This is a genomic window from Xanthobacter sediminis, assembly GCF_043195015.1.
Classification (GTDB): Bacteria; Pseudomonadota; Alphaproteobacteria; order Rhizobiales; family Xanthobacteraceae; genus Xanthobacter.
Genome location: NZ_JBAFWH010000010.1, coordinates 1 through 19,988 on the forward strand (window position 1 = coordinate 1; position 19,988 = coordinate 19,988).

The following is a 19,988-nucleotide window of genomic DNA, read 5'->3' on the forward strand; positions in this document are numbered from 1 at the left end:
ATTCGCGGCGGCTGACGTCATCGCCGAGGCTTCTTTCGCCCAGGTGCCCGTCGAGGGCGGTGCACCCGTGACCGAGCCCATGACCACCGGCCTCACGGCCGAAGCCGAGGCGGCGGAGGCCCCGACGGCGGAGGCCGAAGCCATTGAGCCGGCCACCGGAGCCGGCTGCTCCGCCATCGCGACTGAGGACGCCATCTTGGAGATGCCCACGGAGACCGCGGCGGACGATGCCTGCGCGACGGCCGCCGGCCTCACCGCCGATACCGCGACGGCCGCGCTCTCCGGCGAGGCCCTCGACGCGCCCGTGCTGGACGGCGCCCTGGCCCAGCTCGCGGCAGCGGCCCTGGAGGGTGCGACCGCCCTGCTCGACGGCGGCATGCCGCTCGCGGGAGCCCTCGCCGAGCCCGTGGAGGAAGAGCCGGCCCCGGCGCACTTGCGCGCGCTCACAAGCATGATCGTGGTGGGGCGGCTGGCCCTGCCGGAGGTGGACGGCCAGGACCTCGCGCCCGTTCCGCCCGCCGAGCCCGCCCCCGAGGCGGAAGCGGCGGCGCGAGCGGCAAGCCAGATCAGCGCCCATTTCGCCTGGCAGCCCTATCGCCTGAACATCGGCGGCGAGCCCCGCGCCGCCGCGCCCGAGCCGCAGGCCGCGGCGGCGGTGGAGACGGCGGACGTCGCGGAGATGGCGCCCGAGGCGCCCGCCCCGTCCCTGCCCGCCCTTGCTGCGGAGACCGTGAACCTTCCCGCCGTGGTGGAGGCGCTGGAGCCGGGCCACGACCCCTTCGCCTATCACCTGCCCGCCCACGACCTGCTGCGCGAGCCGCCGCAGGTGGAGCCGGACTATGAGCTTTCCGAGGAGTTTCTCGACCAGAGCTCGGCCATGCTGCAGCAGATCCTGCGCGACTTCGGCATCCGCGGCGAGGTGATCGACGCCAATCCCGGCCCCGTGGTCACCCTCTATGAGTTCGAACCGGCGCCGGGCGTGAAGTCCTCCCGCGTGATCGCGCTCGCCGCCGACATTGCCCGCTCCATGAGCGCGGTCTCGGCCCGCGTGGCGGTGGTGGAAGGGCGCAACGTGATCGGCATCGAGCTGCCCAACCGGCGGCGCGACACGGTGTGGCTGCGCGAACTGCTCGCTTCCCACGAGTTCGAGGAGGCGCGCACCAAGCTCGGCATCTGCCTGGGCAAGACCATCGGCGGTGCGCCGGTCATCACCGATCTCGCCCGCATGCCCCATCTTCTGGTGGCCGGCACCACCGGCTCGGGCAAGTCGGTGGCCATCAACACCATGATCCTGAGCCTGCTCTACCGGCACACGCCGGAGGCCTGCCGGCTCATCATGATCGACCCCAAAATGCTGGAACTCTCCGTCTACGAGGGCATCCCGCACCTTCTGACCCCCGTGGTGACGGACCCCAAGAAGGCCATCATCGCCCTCAAGTGGGCGGTGAAGGAGATGGAGGACCGCTACCGCAAGATGGCGCGCCTCGCGGTGCGCAACATCGACGGCTACAACGCCCGCATGTCGGAGGCCCGCGACAAGGGCGAGGTCATCACCCGCCAGGTCCAGGTGGGCTTCGACAAGGAAAGCGGCGAGGCGCTCTACGAAGAGCAGCAGATGGACCTCTCCCCGCTGCCCTACATCGTCATCATCGTGGACGAGATGGCGGACCTGATGATGGTGGCCGGCAAGGAGATCGAGGGCGCCATCCAGCGGCTCGCCCAGATGGCCCGCGCCGCCGGCATCCATCTGGTGATGGCCACCCAGCGCCCCTCGGTGGATGTCATCACCGGCACCATCAAGGCCAATTTCCCCACCCGCATCTCGTTCCAGGTGACGAGCAAGATCGACAGCCGCACCATCCTCGGCGAGATGGGCGCGGAGACACTGCTGGGCCAGGGCGACATGCTGTTCATGGCCGGCGGCGGGCGCATCACCCGCGTCCACGGCCCCTTCGTCTCCGACCAGGAGGTGGAGCACGTGGTGGCCTTCCTGAAGGCGCAGGGCGGGCCCGAGTATCTGGAGGACGTGGTGCAGGACGAGGAGGCCGACGGCCCCTCCGGCAATGACGACGCCGTGTTCGACAAGAGCGAGATGGGCGAGAGCGGCGGCGATCTCTACGACCAGGCGGTGGCCATCGTGCTGCGCGACCGCAAGGCCTCCACCTCCTACATCCAGCGCCGCCTGCAGGTGGGCTACAACAAGGCCGCCAGCCTCATGGAGCGGATGGAGAACGAGGGCATCGTGGGGCCGGCCAACCATGCCGGCAAGCGCGAGATCCTCTCCTTCGGCCGCGACCGCGACGACGACCACTGATGCCATCGCCCCCGGTCCCCTGGGGCATTTTCAAGCGAAGCGGTCCCGGTTCGCTTGAAAAATGAGTAAGCTCAATAACCTGGAATGATTTCTGCGCGCCGATGCGAGCGGAAATCATTCCAGACCGGGGCCGGCCCGGTTTCGCTCGGACGCGGCACGGGTTCGGACCATCAGCACCAGCCTTCGACCGGCGCCGGGCGGGCATTGCTCAAACACCGCCGGGCTTGGCCGAAGGTCCGTGAGCAGGCCCAGGGGCCTTTGGCTTGAGGGCCGGCCCGTAGCGCCCCGCGGGGCTGGGCCTCAAGGCAGGAAGGCGCGGACGGCGGCGGCCGCCGCCATGGCCGCCGCCACCGGCATGATGTCGTTGCGCACCAGCTTGGCCGTCACCAGCGCCGCTACGAGGCCGGCGATCATGCCCTTGTCGCCGTGCACGGCGCCGGGCGCCAGCAGCGCCACCAGCACTGAGCCCGGCAGGCAGTCCAGGATCTTGCGCACCCGCGGCGTCACCGGGATGAGGCGCATCAGGAAGAAGCCAGCGGTGCGGTTGAACACGGTGGCGAGCGCCATGATGCAGATGGCGGCGAGGGTGCCGGCGTCAACGCTCATCGGTGAAGCCTCCGGCGAAGGCCCCGGCGAGCGCGCCGATGACGATGAACCACCAGCCCGGCAGCAGGAACGAGACACCGACGGCCACCAGCGCCGCCACGCCCCAGCCCACCGCCTCGCGCCGGCCGCGCCAGTTGGGCAGCAGCATGGCGATGAAGAAGGCCGGCACCACCAGGTCCACCCCCACCGCCTTGGGATCGGGGATGCCGCCGCCCACCACGTGCCCGGCCAGCGTGCCCGCCACCCACAGCAGCCAGGTGACGGCCCCGGCGCCGAGGAAGTAGCCGGCATCCCGCCCGCCCTGGCCGTAATAGCGCATGGCGAGCGCCCAGTTGTTGTCGGCCAGCAGCACCAGGGAGGAATAGGACTGCCACGCCGGCAGCGGCGCGAACCAGGGCCGCAGCGCCGCCGCCATCAGCACATGGCGCATGTTCACGGTCATGGTGAGGAAGCCGAGCGCGAGCAGGGAAGCGGCGGTCCAGTGGGTGGACCAGCCTTCCAGCGCCACCATCTGCGCGAGGCCGGCGAAGACGAGGCCGCTGAACAGCCCCGCCTCCGTGAGGCTGAGCCCCTTCTGGGCCGCTGCCGCGCCGAACGCCATGGCGAACACCACGAGGCCCGGCATGAGGGGAAAGATGGTGCGCGCGCCCTCGATAAAGCCCGCGAGGGTGAGCGTGGTGGGGGGATGATCGGAGCGGAGCATGCGGGGGGCGGGGCGCGCAATGGAATCGAAAGGAAGTCTCCTCCTTAGGCCCGGTACCCCGCCCCGGCCAACCCGATTTCACTCGCCGGCGCCGGCTTTCGTTGCTGCGGTGCCGAACAGATCCTCCAGCCCCTCGTCCCAGGAGGGTACCGGGCCGTAGAGGGCGGCGAGGTGGTCGATGAGGAGACGCACCTTGCGGGGCAGGAAGCGGCGCGAGGGATAGACCGCGAACACCCCCACCCGGTGGGAGGCCCGCCATTGCGGCAGCACCACCTGGAGCGCGCCGGAGCGCAGCTCCGGCCCCACGTCCCAGGTGGAGCGCAGGGCGATGCCCACCGAGGCGAGCACGGCGGCGCGCACCACCTCGTTGGAATTGGTGCGCAGGGGGGCGGATATGCGCAGCGTCACCGGCCCCTGCGGCCCCTCCAGGCGCCAGGGGTCCTGGCTGTGGGTGGCGAGCAGCACATGGGCGGAAAGATCCGCGATGGTGGACGGCGTGCCGGCGCGGGCAAGGTATTGCGGCGTGGCGCACAGCACCCTGTGCACGGGCGCGAGGCGCCGCGCCACCAGGCTGGAATCGTCCAGGTCCGCGATACGGATGGCGAGGTCGAACCCCTCCCCCACGATGTCCACGAAGGCGTCGGTCAGCTCGATGTCGATGGCGAGGCCCGGATTGGCGGCCAGCAGCGGGCCGATGTGGGGCGCGATGTGCATGCGCCCGAAGGAGGTGGGCGCCGAGACCCTGAGCAACCCGCGCGCCTCGGCGGTGCCGTGGGCGAGCTGGTTCTCCGCCTCCTCCACCGCCGCCAGGATGCCCACCACCCGCTCGTAGAAGCCCTCGCCCGCCTCGGTCAGGGTCACCTTGCGCGTGGTGCGCTGGAACAGCCGCGCGCCGAGCCGCTCCTCCAGCCGCTGCACCCGCTTCGACACCACCGGCGGAGTCAGGCCCAGCTCCCGCCCCGCCGCCGAAAGGCTGCCGGCGGTGACGATGCGGGCGAAGATCTCCAGGTCCGCCAGATTGTCGATCATCCCGCCTCCGGCGCAGATTATTGCCGCTTCTCGGAAGACTTTATCCACGGCGGCAACAATCGGCGACCGCTTTTCCCGCCGAACCCATTATAATTCGTCCAAACAAGACCAAACGGGGAAACGCCTCATGGGTGCCGCGGCCCAATCCTCACGCCAATCCTCACGCCTCGCCATGCCCGAGCCGGACGCGCGGGTGCTCGCCCGCCGCGCGGACATCGCCGCCGACCTGCGCCGGCTGGTGGGGGATGGGGCGGTGATCGACCATGAGCGGGCCATGCGCCCCTACGAATCCGATGCCCTCACCGCCCACCGGCAGCTTCCCCTCGTGGTGGTGCTGCCCGCCACCACGCAGGAGGTGGCGGCGGTGCTGGCTTATTGCCACGAGCACCGCATCCGCGTGGTGCCACGCGGGGCCGGCACCTCGCTCTCCGGCGGCGCGCTGCCGCTCGAGGATGCCGTGCTGCTGGGCATGGCGCGGTTCACACGCATCCGCGAGATCGACATCCCCAATCGCTGCGCGGTGGTGGAGCCGGGGGTGACCAACCTCGGCATCACCAAGGCGGTGGAGCACCTGGGCTTCTATTACGCGCCCGACCCCTCCTCGCAGATCGCCTGCACCATCGGCGGCAACGTGGCGGAGAATTCCGGCGGCGTGCATTGCCTGAAGTACGGCCTCACCACCCACAACGTGCTCGGCGCCGAGCTGGTGCTGATGACCGGCGAGATCGTGCGCCTCGGCGGCCGCCACCTCGACGCCGGCGGGCTCGACCTGCTCGCGGTGGTGGTGGGCTCGGAGGGTCTGCTGGGGGTGGTCACCGAGGTCACGGTGCGGCTGCTGCCCCGGCCCGAGACCGCCCGCGCCGTGCTGGTGGGCTTTCCCTCCTCCGAGAGCGCGGGGGAGTGCGTGGCCCGCATCATCGCCGCCGGCATCATCCCCGCCGGCATCGAGATGATGGACAAGGACGCCATCGCCGCCGCCGAGGCCTTCGTGCAGGTGGGCTATCCGCTGGACGTGGAAGCGCTGCTCATCGTCGAGCTGGATGGGCCGGAGGCCGAGTGCGCGCACCTGCTGGGCGCGGTGGAGGCGCTGGCGCGCGACTGCGGCGCCACCACCCTGCGCGTCTCGCGGAGCGAGGAGGAGCGGCTCGGCTTCTGGGCCGGGCGCAAGGCGGCATTCCCCGCGGTCGGGCGCATCTCGCCCGACTATCTGTGCATGGACGGCACCATTCCCCGCCGCCAGCTCCCGTTCGTGCTAGCGCGCATGCGCGAGCTGTCGCGCCGCCACGGGCTGCGCGTCGCCAACGTATTCCACGCCGGGGACGGCAACCTGCACCCACTCATCCTCTACGACGCCAACGCCCCCGGCGAGCCGGAAGCGGCGGAGGCGTTCGGCGCCGACATCCTGCGCCTGTGCGTGGAGGTGGGCGGCGTGCTCACCGGCGAGCACGGCGTGGGCATCGAGAAGCGCGACCTGATGCCGGTGATGTTCAACGCCGTCGACCTCGCCCAGCAGCAGCGCCTCAAGTGCGCGTTCGACGCCGAGGGCCTGCTCAATCCCGGCAAGGTGTTCCCCACCCTCCACCGCTGCGCCGAGCTGGGCGCGATGCATGTGAGCGGCGGCGTCCTGCCCTTCCCCGACCTGCCGCGGTTCTGAGCCATGGCGGACGCCCCGACACAAGGCCTGCGCCCCCGCGACGAGCAGGAGGTGGCGCAGATGGTGGCCGCCGCGGCGGCCGGCGGCCGCACCCTGGCCGTCACCGGCGCCGGCTCCAAGCACGCCCTCGGCCGCCCGGTGGCGGCGGACGCGGCGCTCGACCTCTCGGCCCTCACCGGCGTCACCCTCTACGAGCCGGAGGAGCTGGTGCTCTCCGCCCGCTGCGGCACGCCGCTCGCCGACATCGAGGACATGCTGGCCGCGCGCGGGCAGATGCTGGCCTTCGAGCCCATGGACCCCGGCCCGGTGCTGGGCGGGCCGGAGCGGGCGGGCACGCTCGGCGGCGCGTTCGCGGTGAATTTCTCCGGGCCGCGCCGCCTTTCCGCAGGCGCCCTGCGCGACCATGCGCTGGGGGTGCGGGCGGTGTCCGGGCGGGGCGAGGTGTTCAAGGCCGGCGGGCGGGTGGTGAAGAACGTCACCGGCTATGACCTGCCGCGCCTCATGGCCGGTGCCTTCGGCACCCTCGGCATCGCCACCGAGATCACCCTGAAGGTGCTGCCCCGGCCGGAGACGGAATGCACCCTGCTGGTGGCCGGCCTTGCGCCCGCCCGCGCGGCGCAGGCCATGAGCGCCACCATGGGCGCGCCGTGCGAGGTCTCGGGCGCGGCCCACCTGCCGGCGCCCATCGCGGCGCGGCTGCCGGGCCTTCAGGGAAACGGCGCGGTGGCGCTGCGGCTGGAAGGGGTGGAGCCCTCGGTGCGCGCCCGGCGGGACACGCTGGCGCGCGCCCTCGCCCCCTTCGGCCCTGCCGAGATGCTGGACAGCGGGCCCTCCGCCGTTTTGTGGCGCGCCGTGCGCGACGCCCTCCCCTTCGCGGGCGGCGGCGCGCGGCCGCTGTGGCGCATCTCCACCGCTCCCATGGCCGGGCCGCCGCTCGCGGCGCGGCTCACGGACGCGCTGGGCGGCGTAGCCTTCTGCGACTGGGCCGGCGGCCTCGTGTGGCTGGAGCTTCCCGGCCCGGACAGCGCGGCGGCGCAGGTGCGCGCCGCCCTGGCGCCCCACGGCGGCCACGCCACCCTGCTGCGCGCCACCGCCGCCGAGCGGGCGCGCGCGGCCGTGTTCCAGCCCCCGGAGGGCGCCCTGGCCGCGCTCGCGGCGCGGGTGAAGGCCAGCTTCGATCCGGCCGGGGTGCTCAACCCCCACCGCATGCACGAGGACTGGTGATGGCGCCGCACAGCACCCCTCCGGCACGACGCTCCCTCGGTGCGGAGGCCCTTGGTGCGACAAGTCCTGGCGTAACAGCCGCCGGGCCGGCGGCCCGCGCCCTGGACAGCGTGCACGCGAGGGCCCGCAGGGCGATGGCCTGCGGTACGGAGACGCCCGACGCGACAGCTCATGGCATGGCAGTGCCCAAGCCGGCCGCCCATGGCCCCGAGAGCCTTCGCGCGAGAACCCGCAGGACGGCGGTCCTTGGCGCGGAAGCGCCCCGCGCGACAGCTCATGGCATTGCAGTGCCCGGGCCAACGGCCCGTCGCCCTGAGAGCCTCCACGCAGGGCCCCGCAGGGCGACGGTCCTCGGTACCGAGGCGCCCTACGCGACAACTCCTGGCGTGGAAGGGCCCAGGCCAGCCGCCCCTGGCCTTGAGAGCCTTCGCGCGAGGCCCCACAGGGCGATGGCCCTCAACGCGGAGGCGCTCCGCGCGGCAAGTCCCTGCGCGACGGCGCCCAAGCCAGCCGCCCGTGGCCCCGAGAACCTCCGCGTAAGGCCCCACAGGGCGACCGTCCTCGGCGCGGAGACGCCCTACGCCATAACTCATGGCATGACGGTGCCCACGCCGGCGGCCGGTGGCCGCGAGAGCCTCCACGCGAGGGCCCGCAGGGCAATGGTCCACGGCGCGGCAATTCCTGGCGTGACAGCCGCCGGGCCGACGGCCCGTGGCCCAAAAAGTCTTCGCGCGAGGACCTGCGGAGCCGCGATCCACGGCGCGATTGCCCTCGGTGCAACGGCTCCTGGCGCCACCGTTTCTGGCGCGACCGTTCCTGGCCCGGCGACCCTCAGCCGGGCGAAGCCCGCTCCTTCGCCCGGCACTGCCGCGCGCGCCATGCCGGCGCGGCCTGCGTGCGCCGCCGATCGGCGTGGGCCCCATCCGCTCCCCCAGCCGCCGGGAGGCCGCTGATGCAGACCCATTTCTCCCCCGCCCAGCTCGCCGATCCCGCCATCGCGGAGGCGGACGCGATCCTGCGGGCCTGCGTGCACTGCGGCTTCTGCACCGCCACCTGCCCCACCTACGTGCTCCTGAGCGACGAGCGCGACAGCCCGCGCGGGCGCATCTACCTCATCAAGGACATGCTGGAGGCCGGACGCCCCGCGACACGGGAGGAGGCGGAGCCCATCGACCGCTGCCTCTCCTGCCTCTCGTGCATGACCACCTGCCCTTCCGGCGTGCACTACATGCACCTCGTGGACCATGCCCGCGCCCATATCGAGGCCACCTACACGCGCGCCAAGGCGGAGCGGCTGGTGCGCGCCCTCCTCGCCCGCGTGCTGCCGTATCCCGGCCGCCTGCGCCTCGCGCTGAGGGCGGCGGCCCTGGGCCGGCCGTTTGCGGGCCTCCTCGCGCGCGGGCCGCTGAAACCCCTCGCCGCCATGCTGCGCCTCGCGCCCCGCAGCGTCGCGCCGGCGCAGGCGGGGCCCGGCGTCCACCCGGCGCGGGGGCCGCGCCGGGCGCGGGTGGCGCTGTTCCAGGGCTGCGCCCAGGAGGTGCTGCGGCCGGAGATCGACGCCGCCGCCATCCGCCTGCTGAACCGGCTGGGGGTGGAGGTGGCGCGCCTGCCCGGCCAGGGCTGCTGCGGCGCCCTGGTGCACCACCTGGGCCGTGCCGGGGAGGCCCACGCCTTCGCCCGCGCCAACGTGGACACCTTCATCCGCGAGATGGAGGGCGAGGGGCTGGACGCCATCCTCGTCACCGCCTCCGGCTGCGGCACCACGCTGAAGGACTACGGCCACCTCCTGCGCCACGATCCCGCCTATGGGGAGAAGGCCGCGCGGGTCGCCGCCCACGCCCGCGACATCACCGAATTCCTCGCCACCCTCGATCTGCCGGCGGGCCCGGCGCGGGGGTTGAGGGTCGCCTATCATTCGGCCTGCTCGCTCCAGCACGGGCAGAAGGTGAAGGCCCCGCCCCTCGACCTGCTGCGCCGGGCGGGCTTCACGATGGCGGAGCCGGCCGATGCGCACCTGTGCTGCGGCTCCGCCGGCACCTACAACCTGCTCCAGGGCGAGATCGCCGACGCGCTCAAGGCCCGCAAGGTGGCGAGCCTGGAGGCGCTGGGGGCGGACGTGATCGCCGCCGGCAACATCGGCTGCCTCACCCAGATCGCGAGCGGCACGGCCCTGCCGACGGTCCACACCGTGGAGCTGCTCGACTGGGCCACCGGCGGCCCCCGCCCCACCGCGCTGGGCCGGGAGGGAGACGGCGCCTGAGGCCCACGGGTGACCGCCAGGCGGCAATAGTCGGCGTCATTCCTGATCCCACTGTTGCCACCTTGGCGAAGGTGCATTGCCCGCGCGCCGTTGGACAGCACGCGCGCGCGGCGCTACCAGAGAGGGAACGGGCGGCCTTCCGCCGTCCCGCGCAATCCGGGCTCATCGCGATGGCTCCCGCCTTCGACCTCTCGCTCTACCTCGTCACCGACCCGCGCCTCACCGCGGCGCGCGGGCTCGCGGCGACGGTGGCGGCGGCGGTGAAGGGCGGCGCCACCCTGGTGCAGCTGCGCGATCCCCACGCCCACGGCCGCGCCCTGGTGGAGCAGGCCCGCGCGCTGAAGGCGCTGCTGGCGCCACTCGGCATCCCCCTCATCGTCAACGACCGGGTGGACGTGGCGGTAGCGGCGGAGGCCGACGGCGTGCACCTGGGCCAGGACGACATGGCCCCCGCCGACGCGCGCGCGCTGCTGGGGCCCGGCCGCATCCTCGGCCTCTCCGTGGGCAGCCCGGCCGAATATGCGGGCTCGGACCTTTCCGGCGTGGATTATCTCGGCGTCGGCCCGGTGAAGGCCACCGGCACCAAGGCCGACGCGGGCGCCGCCATCGGCGCCGCCGGCATCGCCGCCGTGCGGGTACTGACGCGCCTGCCCCTGGTGGGCATCGGCGGGGTGGACGCCGCCATCGCGCCGGACGTGATCCGCGCCGGGGCGGACGGGGTCGCCGTCATCTCCGCCATCTGCGCGGCTGAGGATCCCGAGGCCGCCGCCAAACGCCTGCGCGCCGCCGTATCGGCCGCGCGCTGAACGCCGCGCGGCCCGCCGCGCCCCCTGTTTCTTTCCGCCCCCGCTCCGCGTGGCTCAAGGAGGCCGCACGCCATGACTCTGTCCGCCGCCCAGCACCTGTCCGCGCCCGCCGGCATCGCCGTGACCGGCGCCCCCGGCCCCCGCTTCGACGAGATATTGACGCCCGAGGCGCTCGATTTCGTCGCCGCCCTGCAGCGCCGGTTCAATGCCACGCGCACGGAGCTGCTCGCCCGCCGCGCCGCGCGGCAGGTCGAGTTCGATGCCGGCGCCCTGCCGGACTTCCTGCCCGAGACCGCCGCCGTCCGCGCCGGCGACTGGACTATCGCCCCGCTGCCCGCCGACCTCCTCGACCGGCGCGTGGAGATCACCGGCCCGGTGGACCGCAAGATGATCGTCAACGCGCTGAACTCCGGCGCCCGGGTGTTCATGGCGGACTTCGAGGACGCCTCCGCCCCCACCTGGACCAACATGATCGAGGGCCAGCTCAACCTGAAGGACCGCTGGGCCGGCGCCATCGACTTCACCGACGCCACCAGCGGCAAGAGCTACCGGCTCGGCCCGAACCCGGCGGTGCTCATCATCCGCCCGCGCGGCTGGCACCTGCCGGAGGCCCACGTGCTGGTGGACGGGGAGGAGATGTCCGGCTCCCTGTTCGACTTCGGGCTCTACGCCTTCCACAATGCCAAGGCCGCGCTGGCCCAGGGCTCCGGCCCCTATTTCTACCTGCCGAAGACCGAGAGCCACCTGGAAGCCCGGCTGTGGAACGAGGTCTTCACCTTCGCCGAGCAGCAACTCGGTCTGGCCCACGGCACCATCAAGGCCACCGTGCTCATCGAGACCCTGCCGGCCGTGTTCGAGATGGACGAGATCCTGTTCGAGCTGAAGGACCACGCGGCGGGCCTCAACCTCGGCCGGTGGGACTACATCTTCTCCTTCATCAAGCGGCTGGGCAAGAATGCGCGCTTCCTCACCCCGGATCGCGGGCGCATGGTGATGAGCGAGGCCTTCCTGAAGGCCTATTGCCTGCTGCTGGTGGAAACCTGCCACCGCCGCAATGCCTTCGCCATGGGCGGCATGGCCGCGCAGATCCCGGTGAAGGGCGACGCCGCCGCCAACGCCGCCGCCTTCGCCAAGGTGAAGGCCGACAAGGAGCGCGAGGCGGGCCTGGGCTGCGACGGCACCTGGGTGGCGCACCCCGATCTCGTGCCGGTGGCGCTGGAGGTGTTCGACCGCCTGATGCCCAAGGCCAACCAGCGCGACGCCGTGCGCGCCCCCTCGGGCGTCACCCGCGACGACCTCCTGGAAATGCACCAGGGCACCCGCACCGAGGCGGGCCTGCGCGAGAACATCCGCGTCGGCGTGCAATATATCGAGGCGTGGCTGCGGGGGCGCGGGGCGGTGCCGCTCTACAATTTGATGGAGGACGCCGCCACCGCCGAGATCAGCCGCGCCCAGGTGTGGCAGTGGATCCACCTGAAGGCGACGCTGGACGATGGACGCACCGTGACGGCGGACCTGTTCAAGGCCCTCTTGGACGACGAGATGGCCAAGCTGCGCGACGTGCTGGGCGCCGCCGCCTACGACGCCGGCCGCTTCCCCGAGGCCATCGCCCTGTTCGCCGGCATGTCGCTGGCCGACACCTTCGAGGAGTTCCTCACCCTGCCCGCCTACCGGCTCATCGCCTGAGGCTGCACGCCGCCCGCGCCCACGGCCCGGGCGGCGGAGCCCCAATAATGATGTTTTAAACATCAGAATTTGATGTTGAAGCCTGATAAAGCAGGGTGTAGATTTGACAATAGATTGATTCACAGCCTCGTCGTGCGCCCGTGATTACAGCCGCCCAGCTCCGTGCCGCCCGTGCCCTGCTCGGCCTCGACCAGAAGGGCCTCGCGGCCATTTCCACCCTGTCCGTGCCCACCATCCAGCGGATGGAGGCGCGCGAGGGGGTGATCCGCGGCAATGTGGATTCCCTCATGAAGCTGGTGGCCGCCCTGGAGGCAGCCGGCATCGAGCTCATCGGCGACAATGGGGTGAGCGAGGCCGGCGGACGCGGCGTGCGGCTTCGGGCCCCCGCCCCGCGCGCGCCCGCGGCGGGCACGGAGGGCTGAGCCGTGGCCGCAGGCGCGACAGCCGCCGCGGCGGCGATCGGCCCCGGCACGGGCGGCGCCCTTTCGGGCGCGCTCCTCGTCATCCTCGCCTTCGTGGCCGCCGCCGTGCTCGCGCTCACCACCGCGCGCCGGCCCGCGGGGCGGCCCCTCGTCTACGGCGCCAGCGGCATCATCGCCGTCGCCGGATTCCTCTGCGGCGTCATCGGCCTGTTCGCGGCCCCAGCGACGCTGACACTGCCCCTCGGCCTGCCGTGGATCGGCGCCCATTTCCGGCTCGATGCGCTCTCCGCCTTCTTCCTCGCGGTGGTGAACCTGGGCGGGGCGGCGGCGAGCCTCTACGCCATCGGCTACGGCCGGCACGAGCCTGCCCCCGAGCGGGTGCTGCCCTTCTTCCCCGCCTTCCTCGGCGCCATGAACCTCGTGCTGGTGGCGGGCGACGCCTACACCTTCCTGCTCGGCTGGGAGCTGATGTCGCTCGCCTCCTGGGCCATGGTGATCTCCCACGACCGGTCGGCGGAGAACCTGAAGGCCGGCTTCGTCTATATCGTCATGGCCACCTTCGGCACCTTGATGCTGATGCTGGCCTTCGCTTTGCTCGCCGGCGCCTCCGGGGCCTATGCCTTCGCCGACATGGCGGGCGCGCCCCACGGCGCGCTGGTGCTGGGGCTGGCGCTTCTCGGGGCCGGCTCCAAGGCCGGGCTGGTGCCGCTGCATGTATGGCTGCCGCTCGCCCACCCGGCCGCGCCCAGCCACGTCTCCGCCCTCATGAGCGGGGTGATGACCAAGGTGGCGGTCTACGGCTTCATCCGCATCGTGTTCGATCTCGCCGGCCCGCCCGCCTGGTGGTGGGGCATGCCGGTGCTGGCGGCGGGCGGCGTCACCGCCGTCATGGGGGTGCTGCAGGCCATGCTGCAGGCGGACATGAAGCGTGTGCTCGCCTTCTCCACCATCGAGAACATCGGCATCGTGTTCGTAGGGCTGGGCCTCGCCCTCGCCTTCAAGGGCAACGGCCTGGAGGCGGCCGGCGCCCTCGCGCTCACCGCCGGCCTGTTCCACGCGCTGAACCACGCGCTGTTCAAGTCCCTTCTCTTCTTCGGCGCCGGCGCGGTGCTCGGCGCCACCGGCGCGCGGGACCTGGAACAGCTTGGCGGCCTCATCCACCGCATGCCGGTGACGGGGGCGGTGATGCTGGTGGGCGCGGCCGCCATCTCCGCGCTGCCGCCGCTGAACGGCTTCGCCTCCGAGTGGCTCACCTTCCAGGCCATATTGCTGAGCCCGGCGCTCGGCCCCTGGGGCCTCAAGCTGCTGGTGCCGGCGGTGGGCGCGCTGCTGGCGCTGGCCGCCGCGCTCGCCGCCGCCTGCTTCGTGCGGCTCTACGGCATCGCCTTCCTCGGCCGGCCGCGCTCCGGGGCGGCGGCGGAAGCGCATGAAGTCGACAGCTGGTCGCGCGCGGCCATGATCGGCCTCGCCCTCCTGTGCGTGCTCGCGGGCATCCTGCCGGGGCCGGTCATCGACGCGCTGCAGCAGGTGGTGTCGCCGCTCATGGGCGCGCGCATGCCGGCCCAGGGCGAGGTCGCCTGGCTCTCCATCATCCCGGTGGGCGAGAGCCGCTCCAGCTACAACGGCCTGCTGGTGTTCCTCTTCATCGCGCTTTCGGCGGGGCTGGCGGCGCTCCTCATCCACCGGCTCGCCTCCCGCGCGCTGCGGCGGGCGCCGGCCTGGGACTGCGGCTTCCCCGGCGACGATCCCGCCAGCCAGTACACCGCGTCGAGCTTCGCCCAGCCCATCCGCCGCGTGTTCGCCTCCGGCCTGCTGCGCGCCCGCGAGGAGGTGACCATGCCCCCGCCCGGCGACATGGCCCCCGCCCGCATCCGCCTGAGCGAGGACGACCCCGCCTGGCGGCGCCTCTACACCCCGCTGGCGCGGGCGGTGGCCGCCCTCTCCGAGCGCGCCGACGTGCTGCCGCACCTCACCATCCGCCAATACCTGGGCATCGTGTTCGCGGCGCTCGTCCTCCTGCTGCTGGTGCTGGCCATATGGCCCTGATCGGCGATCTCCTCATCCAGGGCACGCAGATGGGCGTGGTGCTCGCGCTCGCGCCCCTCGTCACCGGCGTGGTGCGCAAGCTGAAGGCGCGCCTTCAGCGCAAGCAGGGGCCGGGCGTGTTCCAGCCCTACCGCGACCTCGCGCGCCTGTTCCGCAAGGAGGCGGTGGTGGCGGAAGGGGCCTCCTGGCTGTTCCGCGCCGCGCCCTATCTCATCTTCGCCATGACCTGGGTGGCGGCGGCGCTGGTGCCCACCTTCGCCACCGGGCTCCTGTTCTCCTGGTCGGCGGACCTCATCGCCATCACCGCGCTCCTGGGCAGCGCGCGCTTCTTCCTGGCGCTGGCGGGCATGGACGTGGGCACGCCCTTCGGCGGCCTCGGCTCCAGCCGCGAGATGATGATCTCCTCCCTGGCCGAGCCGGCCATGATCATGCTGGTGTTCTGCCTCGCGCTGGTGGCCGGCTCCACCCAGCTCTCCACGGTGGCGGGGGTGATGCTCGAGGGCGTGGGCCTGCGCGTGTCGCTCGCTTTGGCCCTCATCGGCCTCATGATCGTGGCGGTGGCGGAGAACGCCCGCATCCCCGTGGACAATCCCTCCACCCACCTGGAGCTGACCATGGTGCACGAGGCGATGGTGCTCGAATATTCCGGCCGCCACCTCGCGCTCATCGAGCTTTCGGCGCAGCTCAAGCTCCTGCTCTACATCTCGCTCATCGCCTGCGTGTTCGTGCCCTGGGGCCTCGCCCCGGCGGGCGCGGGGCTCACGCACATGCCCCTCGGCATCCTCGCCTATCTCGGCAAGCTCGCGGCGGGGGCGGGGCTGCTGGCTGTGTTCGAGGTGTCGCTGGCCAAGATGCGCGTGTTCCGGGTGCCGGATTTCCTCGGCGCCGCCCTCATGCTGGGGCTGCTCGGCACGCTGCTCCTGTTCGTGTCGCGGGGGCTCTGACCCATGCCGCTCGCCCTCTCCCCCCATCTCGTCTTCGACATCGCCCACCTGCTGGCCGGCGCCATGGTGCTCATCAGCCTGATGATGCTCTACCAGGGCCGGCTGCCGGCGCTCATCAACGTATTCGCCCTGCAGGCGATGGCGCTCGCCGCATCGGTGGCGTGGCAGGCCCACGCCCAGCACGCGCCGCACCTCTACGTCACGGCCCTCGTCGCCCTCCTGTTCAAGGGGATGGCGATCCCGTTCGCCCTGCACCGCATGGTGGCGCGGCTCGGCATTCACCGCCAGGTGGAGACGGCCCTCGCCACCGGCCCCGCCATGCTGGCCGGCATCGGCCTCGTCGCCCTCTCCCTGGTGGTGATGCTGCCGGTCACCGCCACCTCCGACCCGCTGGCGCGGGAAGACCTCGCCTTTGCCCTCTCGGTGGTGCTGCTGGGCCTCTTGATGATGGTGACGCGCCGCAACGCGGCGAGCCAGATCATCGGCTTCATGTCGCTGGAGAACGGGCTCATCCTCGCCGCCGCGGGGGCGCGGGGCATGCCGCTGGTGGTGGAGATCTCAGTGGCCTTCTCGGTGCTCATCGCCTTCATCGTCATCGGCGTGTTCCTGTTCCGCATCCGCGAGCGGTTCGACACGGTGGACGTGGACGCCCTCGACCGCTTCCGGGGAGGGCGCGCATGAGCCTCGCCGCCGGCCTTTCCCCCTCCGTGGCGCTTATCCTCGGCACGCCGGCGCTCGCCGCCGCGCTGCTGGCGGCGTGGCCCTCATGGCGCTCCGGCGCCTGGATCAACGCGGCCGCCTGCGCGCTGTCGTTCCTCGGGGCGCTCGGGCTCGTCCTCCACCGGCCGGAAAGCGGGCCCTTCATCCTGGTGGACGACCTCAACATCGTGTTCGTGGTGCTGAACACCTTCGTGGCCCTCACCACCGCCGTGTTCAGCGCCACCTATGTCGCCCACGAGGTGGAGACCGGCCGGCTCTCCGCGGCCAACCTGCGCATCTACCACGCCATGTACCAGGTGTTGGCGTTCGGCATGAGCCTGGCGCTCCTGTCCAACAATCTCGGCGTCATGTGGGTGGCCATCGAGGGCGCGACCCTCTCCACCGTGCTCATGGTGGGCCTCTACCGCACGGCGGAGGCCATCGAGGCGGCGTGGAAATACTTCATGCTCGGCTCGGTGGGCATCGCGCTCGCCCTGTTCGGCACCATCCTGGTCTACATGGCCGCCCAGCCGGTGGTGGGCGAGGGGCAGGAGGGCATGGTCTGGAGCGTGCTCGTCACCCGCGTCGCGGCGTTCGATCCGGCGCTGCTCAACCTCGCCTTCGTGTTCCTGCTGCTGGGCTACGGCACCAAGGTGGGCCTGTTCCCCCTCAACGCCTGGCTACCCGATGCCCATGCGGAGGGGCCCACCCCCATCTCCGCCGTGCTCTCCGGCCTCATGCTCAACGTGGCGCTCTATGCGGTGCTGCGCTTCAAGATGCTGCTGGCGCTGAACCCCGGCGCGCTGGCGCCGGGGCCGCTGCTGATGGCCATGGGCCTCGCCTCGCTGCTTGTGGCGGGCGTGATGCTCTACCGCCGACGGGACATCAAGCGCCTGTTCGCCTATTCCTCCATCGAGCACATGGGGATCATCGCCTTCGCGTTCGGCATCGGCGGGCCACTCGCGAATTTCGCGGGGCTTCTGCACATGGTGATGCACTCCCTCACCAAGTCGGCCATCTTCTTCGCGGTGGGGCACGTGTGCCAGGTGAAGGGCACGCAGAAGCTCTCCGAGATCCGCGGGCTCACCTCCTCCCATCCCCTGCTGGGCTGGTCGCTGGTGGTGGGGGTCCTCGCCATCGCCGGGCTGCCGCCGGGCGGGGTGTTCATGAGCGAGTTCCTGCTCGTCACCTCCACCTTCGCCCGCCCGTTCCCGGCGATGCTGCTGGCGGTGCCGCTGGTGGCGGGACTCCTGGTCGCCTTCGGGGCGTTGATGCTGAAGCTTTCCGGTGTCGCCTTCGGCGCGCCCTCGCCGGGCAGCGCGCCGGTCCGGGCCTCCTGCGCGCCCATGCTGGTCCATCTCGCGCTGGTGCTCGCCGCCGGCCTCTATCTGCCGGGGCCGCTGGTGGCATGGCTGCGCCACGTGGCGCAGCTTTTGGGATAGGAGCCCGGGCATGCAGAGCCTTTCCGCCCTCCTTTCCGCCGGCACGCCGACCCATGCGTGCCGCCCCTGGAGCCGCTTCGTCCTCGATGCCGGCGCGTGGTCGGCCCTCGCCGCGCACCTCGCCCGGGAAAACGGCCCCGGCCACTTCACCCTGGTCTCGCTCTGGGGCGAGCGCGACGCGGTCCACATGGCGCTGATGGACGAGGCCAGCGGCGAGGCGGGCATCGCCACCTGCCCCTGCCCAGAGGGGCGCTTTCCCTCCGTCGGCCGCCTGCATCCGCCGGCCCAGCGCCTGGAGCGGGCGGCGCACGACCTCTACGGCCTCGTGCCCGAGGGCGCGAGCGATGCGCGGCCCTGGCTCGATCACGGCCGCTGGGCGCTTACCACCCCCCTCGGCACGCCCGGCCCCGCCGCCGCGCCCGCGCTCTATCCCTTCCTGCCCGCGGAGGGCGCGGCGCTGCACCAGATCCCGGTGGGCCCCGTGCACGCGGGCGTCATCGAGCCCGGCCACTTCCGCTTCACCTGCCACGGCGAAACCGTGGTGCGCCTTGAGGAACGGCTCGGCTACGTGCACCGGGGCATCGAGGGGCTGATGGCGGGGGCCTCGGTGACGGAGGCCTCGCGCCTCGCCGGCCGCGCCTCGGGCGACAGCACGGTGGCCTTCGCCCTGGCGTTCGCCCGCGCGGTGGAAGCGGCGCGCGGCATCGCGGTGCCCGCCCGCGCCATCTGGCTCAGGGCGCTGGCCGCCGAGCTGGAGCGGCTCGCCAACCACTTCGGCGATGTCGGCGCCATCTGCAACGATGCCGCCTTCGCCCTCATGCTGGCCCATTGCAGCGTGCTGCGCGAGCGGGTGCTACGCGCCGCCGAGGCCGCCTTCGGCCACCGCCTGATGATGGACAAGGTGGTGCCCGGCGGCTTCGCCTGCGACCTGGCGGAGGACGGCGCCGCCGCCGTGCGGGCGCTGGTGAAGACCGCGCGCGCCGCCTTCCCGGAGCTGGCGCGGCTCTATGAGGACACCACCTCCATCCAGGACCGCACGGTGGGCACCGGCATCGTGAAGCCGGCGCTGGCCCGCCGGTTCGGCGCCGGCGGCTTCGTCGGCCGCGCCAGCGGGCGCGCCTTCGACGCCCGCCGCGCCCTGCCCTACCCGCCCTACAATCGCCTGCCCTTCGCCGTGCCCGTCCGCGATGCGGGGGACGTGGACGCCCGCATCAAGGTGCGCATTGCGGAGATCGAGGAGAGCCTCTCCCTCGTCACGCGCCTTCTCGACACCCTGCCCCAGGGCGAGATCCGCGCGCCGGCGGAAGCCGGCCCCGGCGAGGGGGTGGCGCTGGTGGAGGGCTTCCGCGGCGACATCTTCGCCTTCGTCCGGCTCCAAGGCGACGGGCGGGTGGCGCGCGCCCACCTGCGCGACCCCTCCTGGTTCCAGTGGCCATTGCTGGAAGCCGCCATCGAGGGCAACATCGTGGCGGACTTCCCCTTGTGCAACAAGTCCTTCAACTGCTCCTACGCCGGCTGCGACCTGTAGGGGGACCCCCATGCGCCACCTGCTCCTGAAGAACCTCCTCGCCGGCCCGCTGACCGAGGCCGCCCCCGCCCCGGACGAGATCGCCGCCCTCGCGCGCACGCTGGGCGACGCCGCGACCCGCCGGCTCGGGCGCTCCCTCGCCATCCGCCAGGTGGACGCCGGCTCCTGCAACGCCTGCGAGCTGGAGATCCACGCCCTCTCCAACCCCTTCTACGACCTGGAACGCTTCGGCCTGAAGCTGGTGGCCTCGCCGCGCCATGCGGACGTGCTGCTCGTGACCGGGCCGGTGACGCGGAACATGGCGGAGGCGCTGCGCCGCACCTTCGATGCCACTCCGGCGCCCAGATGGGTGGTGGCGGCGGGGGACTGCGCCATCAACGGTGGCGTGTTCGCCGGCAGCTACGCGGTGGTGGGCGCGGTGGAGGCGGTGGTGCCGGTGGACCTGCGCATTCCCGGCTGCCCGCCCACCCCAGCCGCCCTGCTAAAGGGCCTCCTCGCCCTCATGGAGCGCGCCGACGCCCCTTCCGGGCGCTGACGCCACGGGGCGCATGCGCCTGCTTGCGGGCCCTTGGCCCAGTGCGCGCGGTGTGCGCGGTGCTTGAACGAAACGTGGCATGCGGGCCGG

At 72.4% G+C, this 19,988-nt stretch carries 16 protein-coding genes; 13 read left to right on the forward strand and 3 right to left on the reverse strand.

Translation table 11 applies throughout. The features are described from left to right. Window positions 1-2,314, forward strand: a 2,314-nt coding sequence (locus tag V5F61_RS14085; RefSeq protein ID WP_393988793.1) for a DNA translocase FtsK, incomplete at its 5' end; no start/stop codon positions are given. 300 nt (window positions 2,315-2,614) lie between these two features. Here the strand turns inward: V5F61_RS14085 and V5F61_RS14090 are convergent. The 3 genes from V5F61_RS14090 to V5F61_RS14100 all read right to left on the reverse strand — a co-directional run bounded on the left by V5F61_RS14090 (window position 2,615) and on the right by V5F61_RS14100 (window position 4,652). Further along, window positions 2,615-2,920, reverse strand: a complete 306-nt coding sequence (locus V5F61_RS14090; protein WP_393988792.1) for an AzlD family protein — start codon at window positions 2,918-2,920, stop codon at window positions 2,615-2,617. After that, window positions 2,910-3,623, reverse strand: coding sequence for an AzlC family ABC transporter permease (locus V5F61_RS14095; protein WP_393988791.1), 714 nt, complete (start codon window positions 3,621-3,623; stop codon window positions 2,910-2,912). Before V5F61_RS14095 ends, V5F61_RS14090 begins: the two co-directional genes overlap by 11 nt. 78 nt (window positions 3,624-3,701) lie before the next feature. Next, a complete protein-coding gene (locus V5F61_RS14100; protein ID WP_393988790.1) occupies window positions 3,702-4,652 on the reverse strand; it encodes a LysR family transcriptional regulator in 951 nt (316 codons plus the stop codon). A gap of 127 nt (window positions 4,653-4,779) precedes the next feature. Between V5F61_RS14100 and V5F61_RS14105 the strand changes: the two genes are divergently transcribed. From V5F61_RS14105 to V5F61_RS14160, 12 genes are all read left to right on the forward strand, one after another. Next, window positions 4,780-6,306, forward strand: a complete 1,527-nt coding sequence (locus tag V5F61_RS14105) for an FAD-linked oxidase C-terminal domain-containing protein (RefSeq protein ID WP_393988789.1) — start codon at window positions 4,780-4,782, stop codon at window positions 6,304-6,306. 3 nt (window positions 6,307-6,309) lie between these two features. Further along, window positions 6,310-7,530 (forward strand): glycolate oxidase subunit GlcE, encoded by a 1,221-nt coding sequence (gene glcE / locus V5F61_RS14110; RefSeq protein WP_393988788.1) that lies wholly within the window; start codon window positions 6,310-6,312, stop codon window positions 7,528-7,530. 952 nt (window positions 7,531-8,482) lie between these two features. After that, entirely contained in the window at window positions 8,483-9,790 is a 1,308-nt protein-coding gene (gene glcF, locus V5F61_RS14115) for a glycolate oxidase subunit GlcF (protein ID WP_393988787.1), read from the forward strand. Window positions 9,791-9,960: 170 nt separating this feature from the next. Then, window positions 9,961-10,596 carry a thiamine phosphate synthase gene (thiE, locus tag V5F61_RS14120; protein ID WP_393988786.1) on the forward strand — a complete coding sequence of 212 codons (636 nt, stop codon included), beginning with the start codon at window positions 9,961-9,963 and terminating at the stop codon, window positions 10,594-10,596. Between the two features lie 72 nt (window positions 10,597-10,668). Next, complete coding sequence (aceB, locus tag V5F61_RS14125; RefSeq protein ID WP_393988785.1) at window positions 10,669-12,282, forward strand: malate synthase A; 1,614 nt, start codon at window positions 10,669-10,671, stop codon at window positions 12,280-12,282. Between the two features lie 140 nt (window positions 12,283-12,422). Beyond that, window positions 12,423-12,704: a transcriptional regulator gene (locus V5F61_RS14130; protein WP_393988784.1), complete on the forward strand. Its 282-nt coding sequence runs from the start codon at window positions 12,423-12,425 to the stop codon at window positions 12,702-12,704. A gap of 3 nt (window positions 12,705-12,707) precedes the next feature. After that, a complete protein-coding gene (hyfB, locus tag V5F61_RS14135; protein ID WP_393988783.1) occupies window positions 12,708-14,750 on the forward strand; it encodes a hydrogenase 4 subunit B in 2,043 nt (680 codons plus the stop codon). Then, on the forward strand, window positions 14,741-15,694 hold the full coding sequence (locus V5F61_RS14140) for a respiratory chain complex I subunit 1 family protein (protein ID WP_393988782.1): 954 nt from the start codon (window positions 14,741-14,743) through the stop codon (window positions 15,692-15,694). The genes hyfB and V5F61_RS14140 overlap by 10 nt, the downstream gene beginning before the upstream one ends. 3 nt (window positions 15,695-15,697) lie before the next feature. Continuing rightward, window positions 15,698-16,375, forward strand: a complete 678-nt coding sequence (locus V5F61_RS14145) for a hydrogenase-4 component E (protein ID WP_393988781.1) — start codon at window positions 15,698-15,700, stop codon at window positions 16,373-16,375. Beyond that, window positions 16,372-17,835, forward strand: a complete 1,464-nt coding sequence (locus V5F61_RS14150) for a hydrogenase 4 subunit F (RefSeq protein WP_393988780.1) — start codon at window positions 16,372-16,374, stop codon at window positions 17,833-17,835. The genes V5F61_RS14145 and V5F61_RS14150 overlap by 4 nt, the downstream gene beginning before the upstream one ends. Window positions 17,836-17,845: 10 nt before the next feature. Beyond that, complete coding sequence (locus V5F61_RS14155) at window positions 17,846-19,363, forward strand: hydrogenase large subunit (RefSeq protein ID WP_393988779.1); 1,518 nt, start codon at window positions 17,846-17,848, stop codon at window positions 19,361-19,363. Between the two features lie 10 nt (window positions 19,364-19,373). Then, a complete protein-coding gene (locus V5F61_RS14160; RefSeq protein WP_393988778.1) occupies window positions 19,374-19,898 on the forward strand; it encodes an NADH-quinone oxidoreductase subunit B family protein in 525 nt (174 codons plus the stop codon). Window positions 19,899-19,988: the final 90 nt, after the last annotated feature.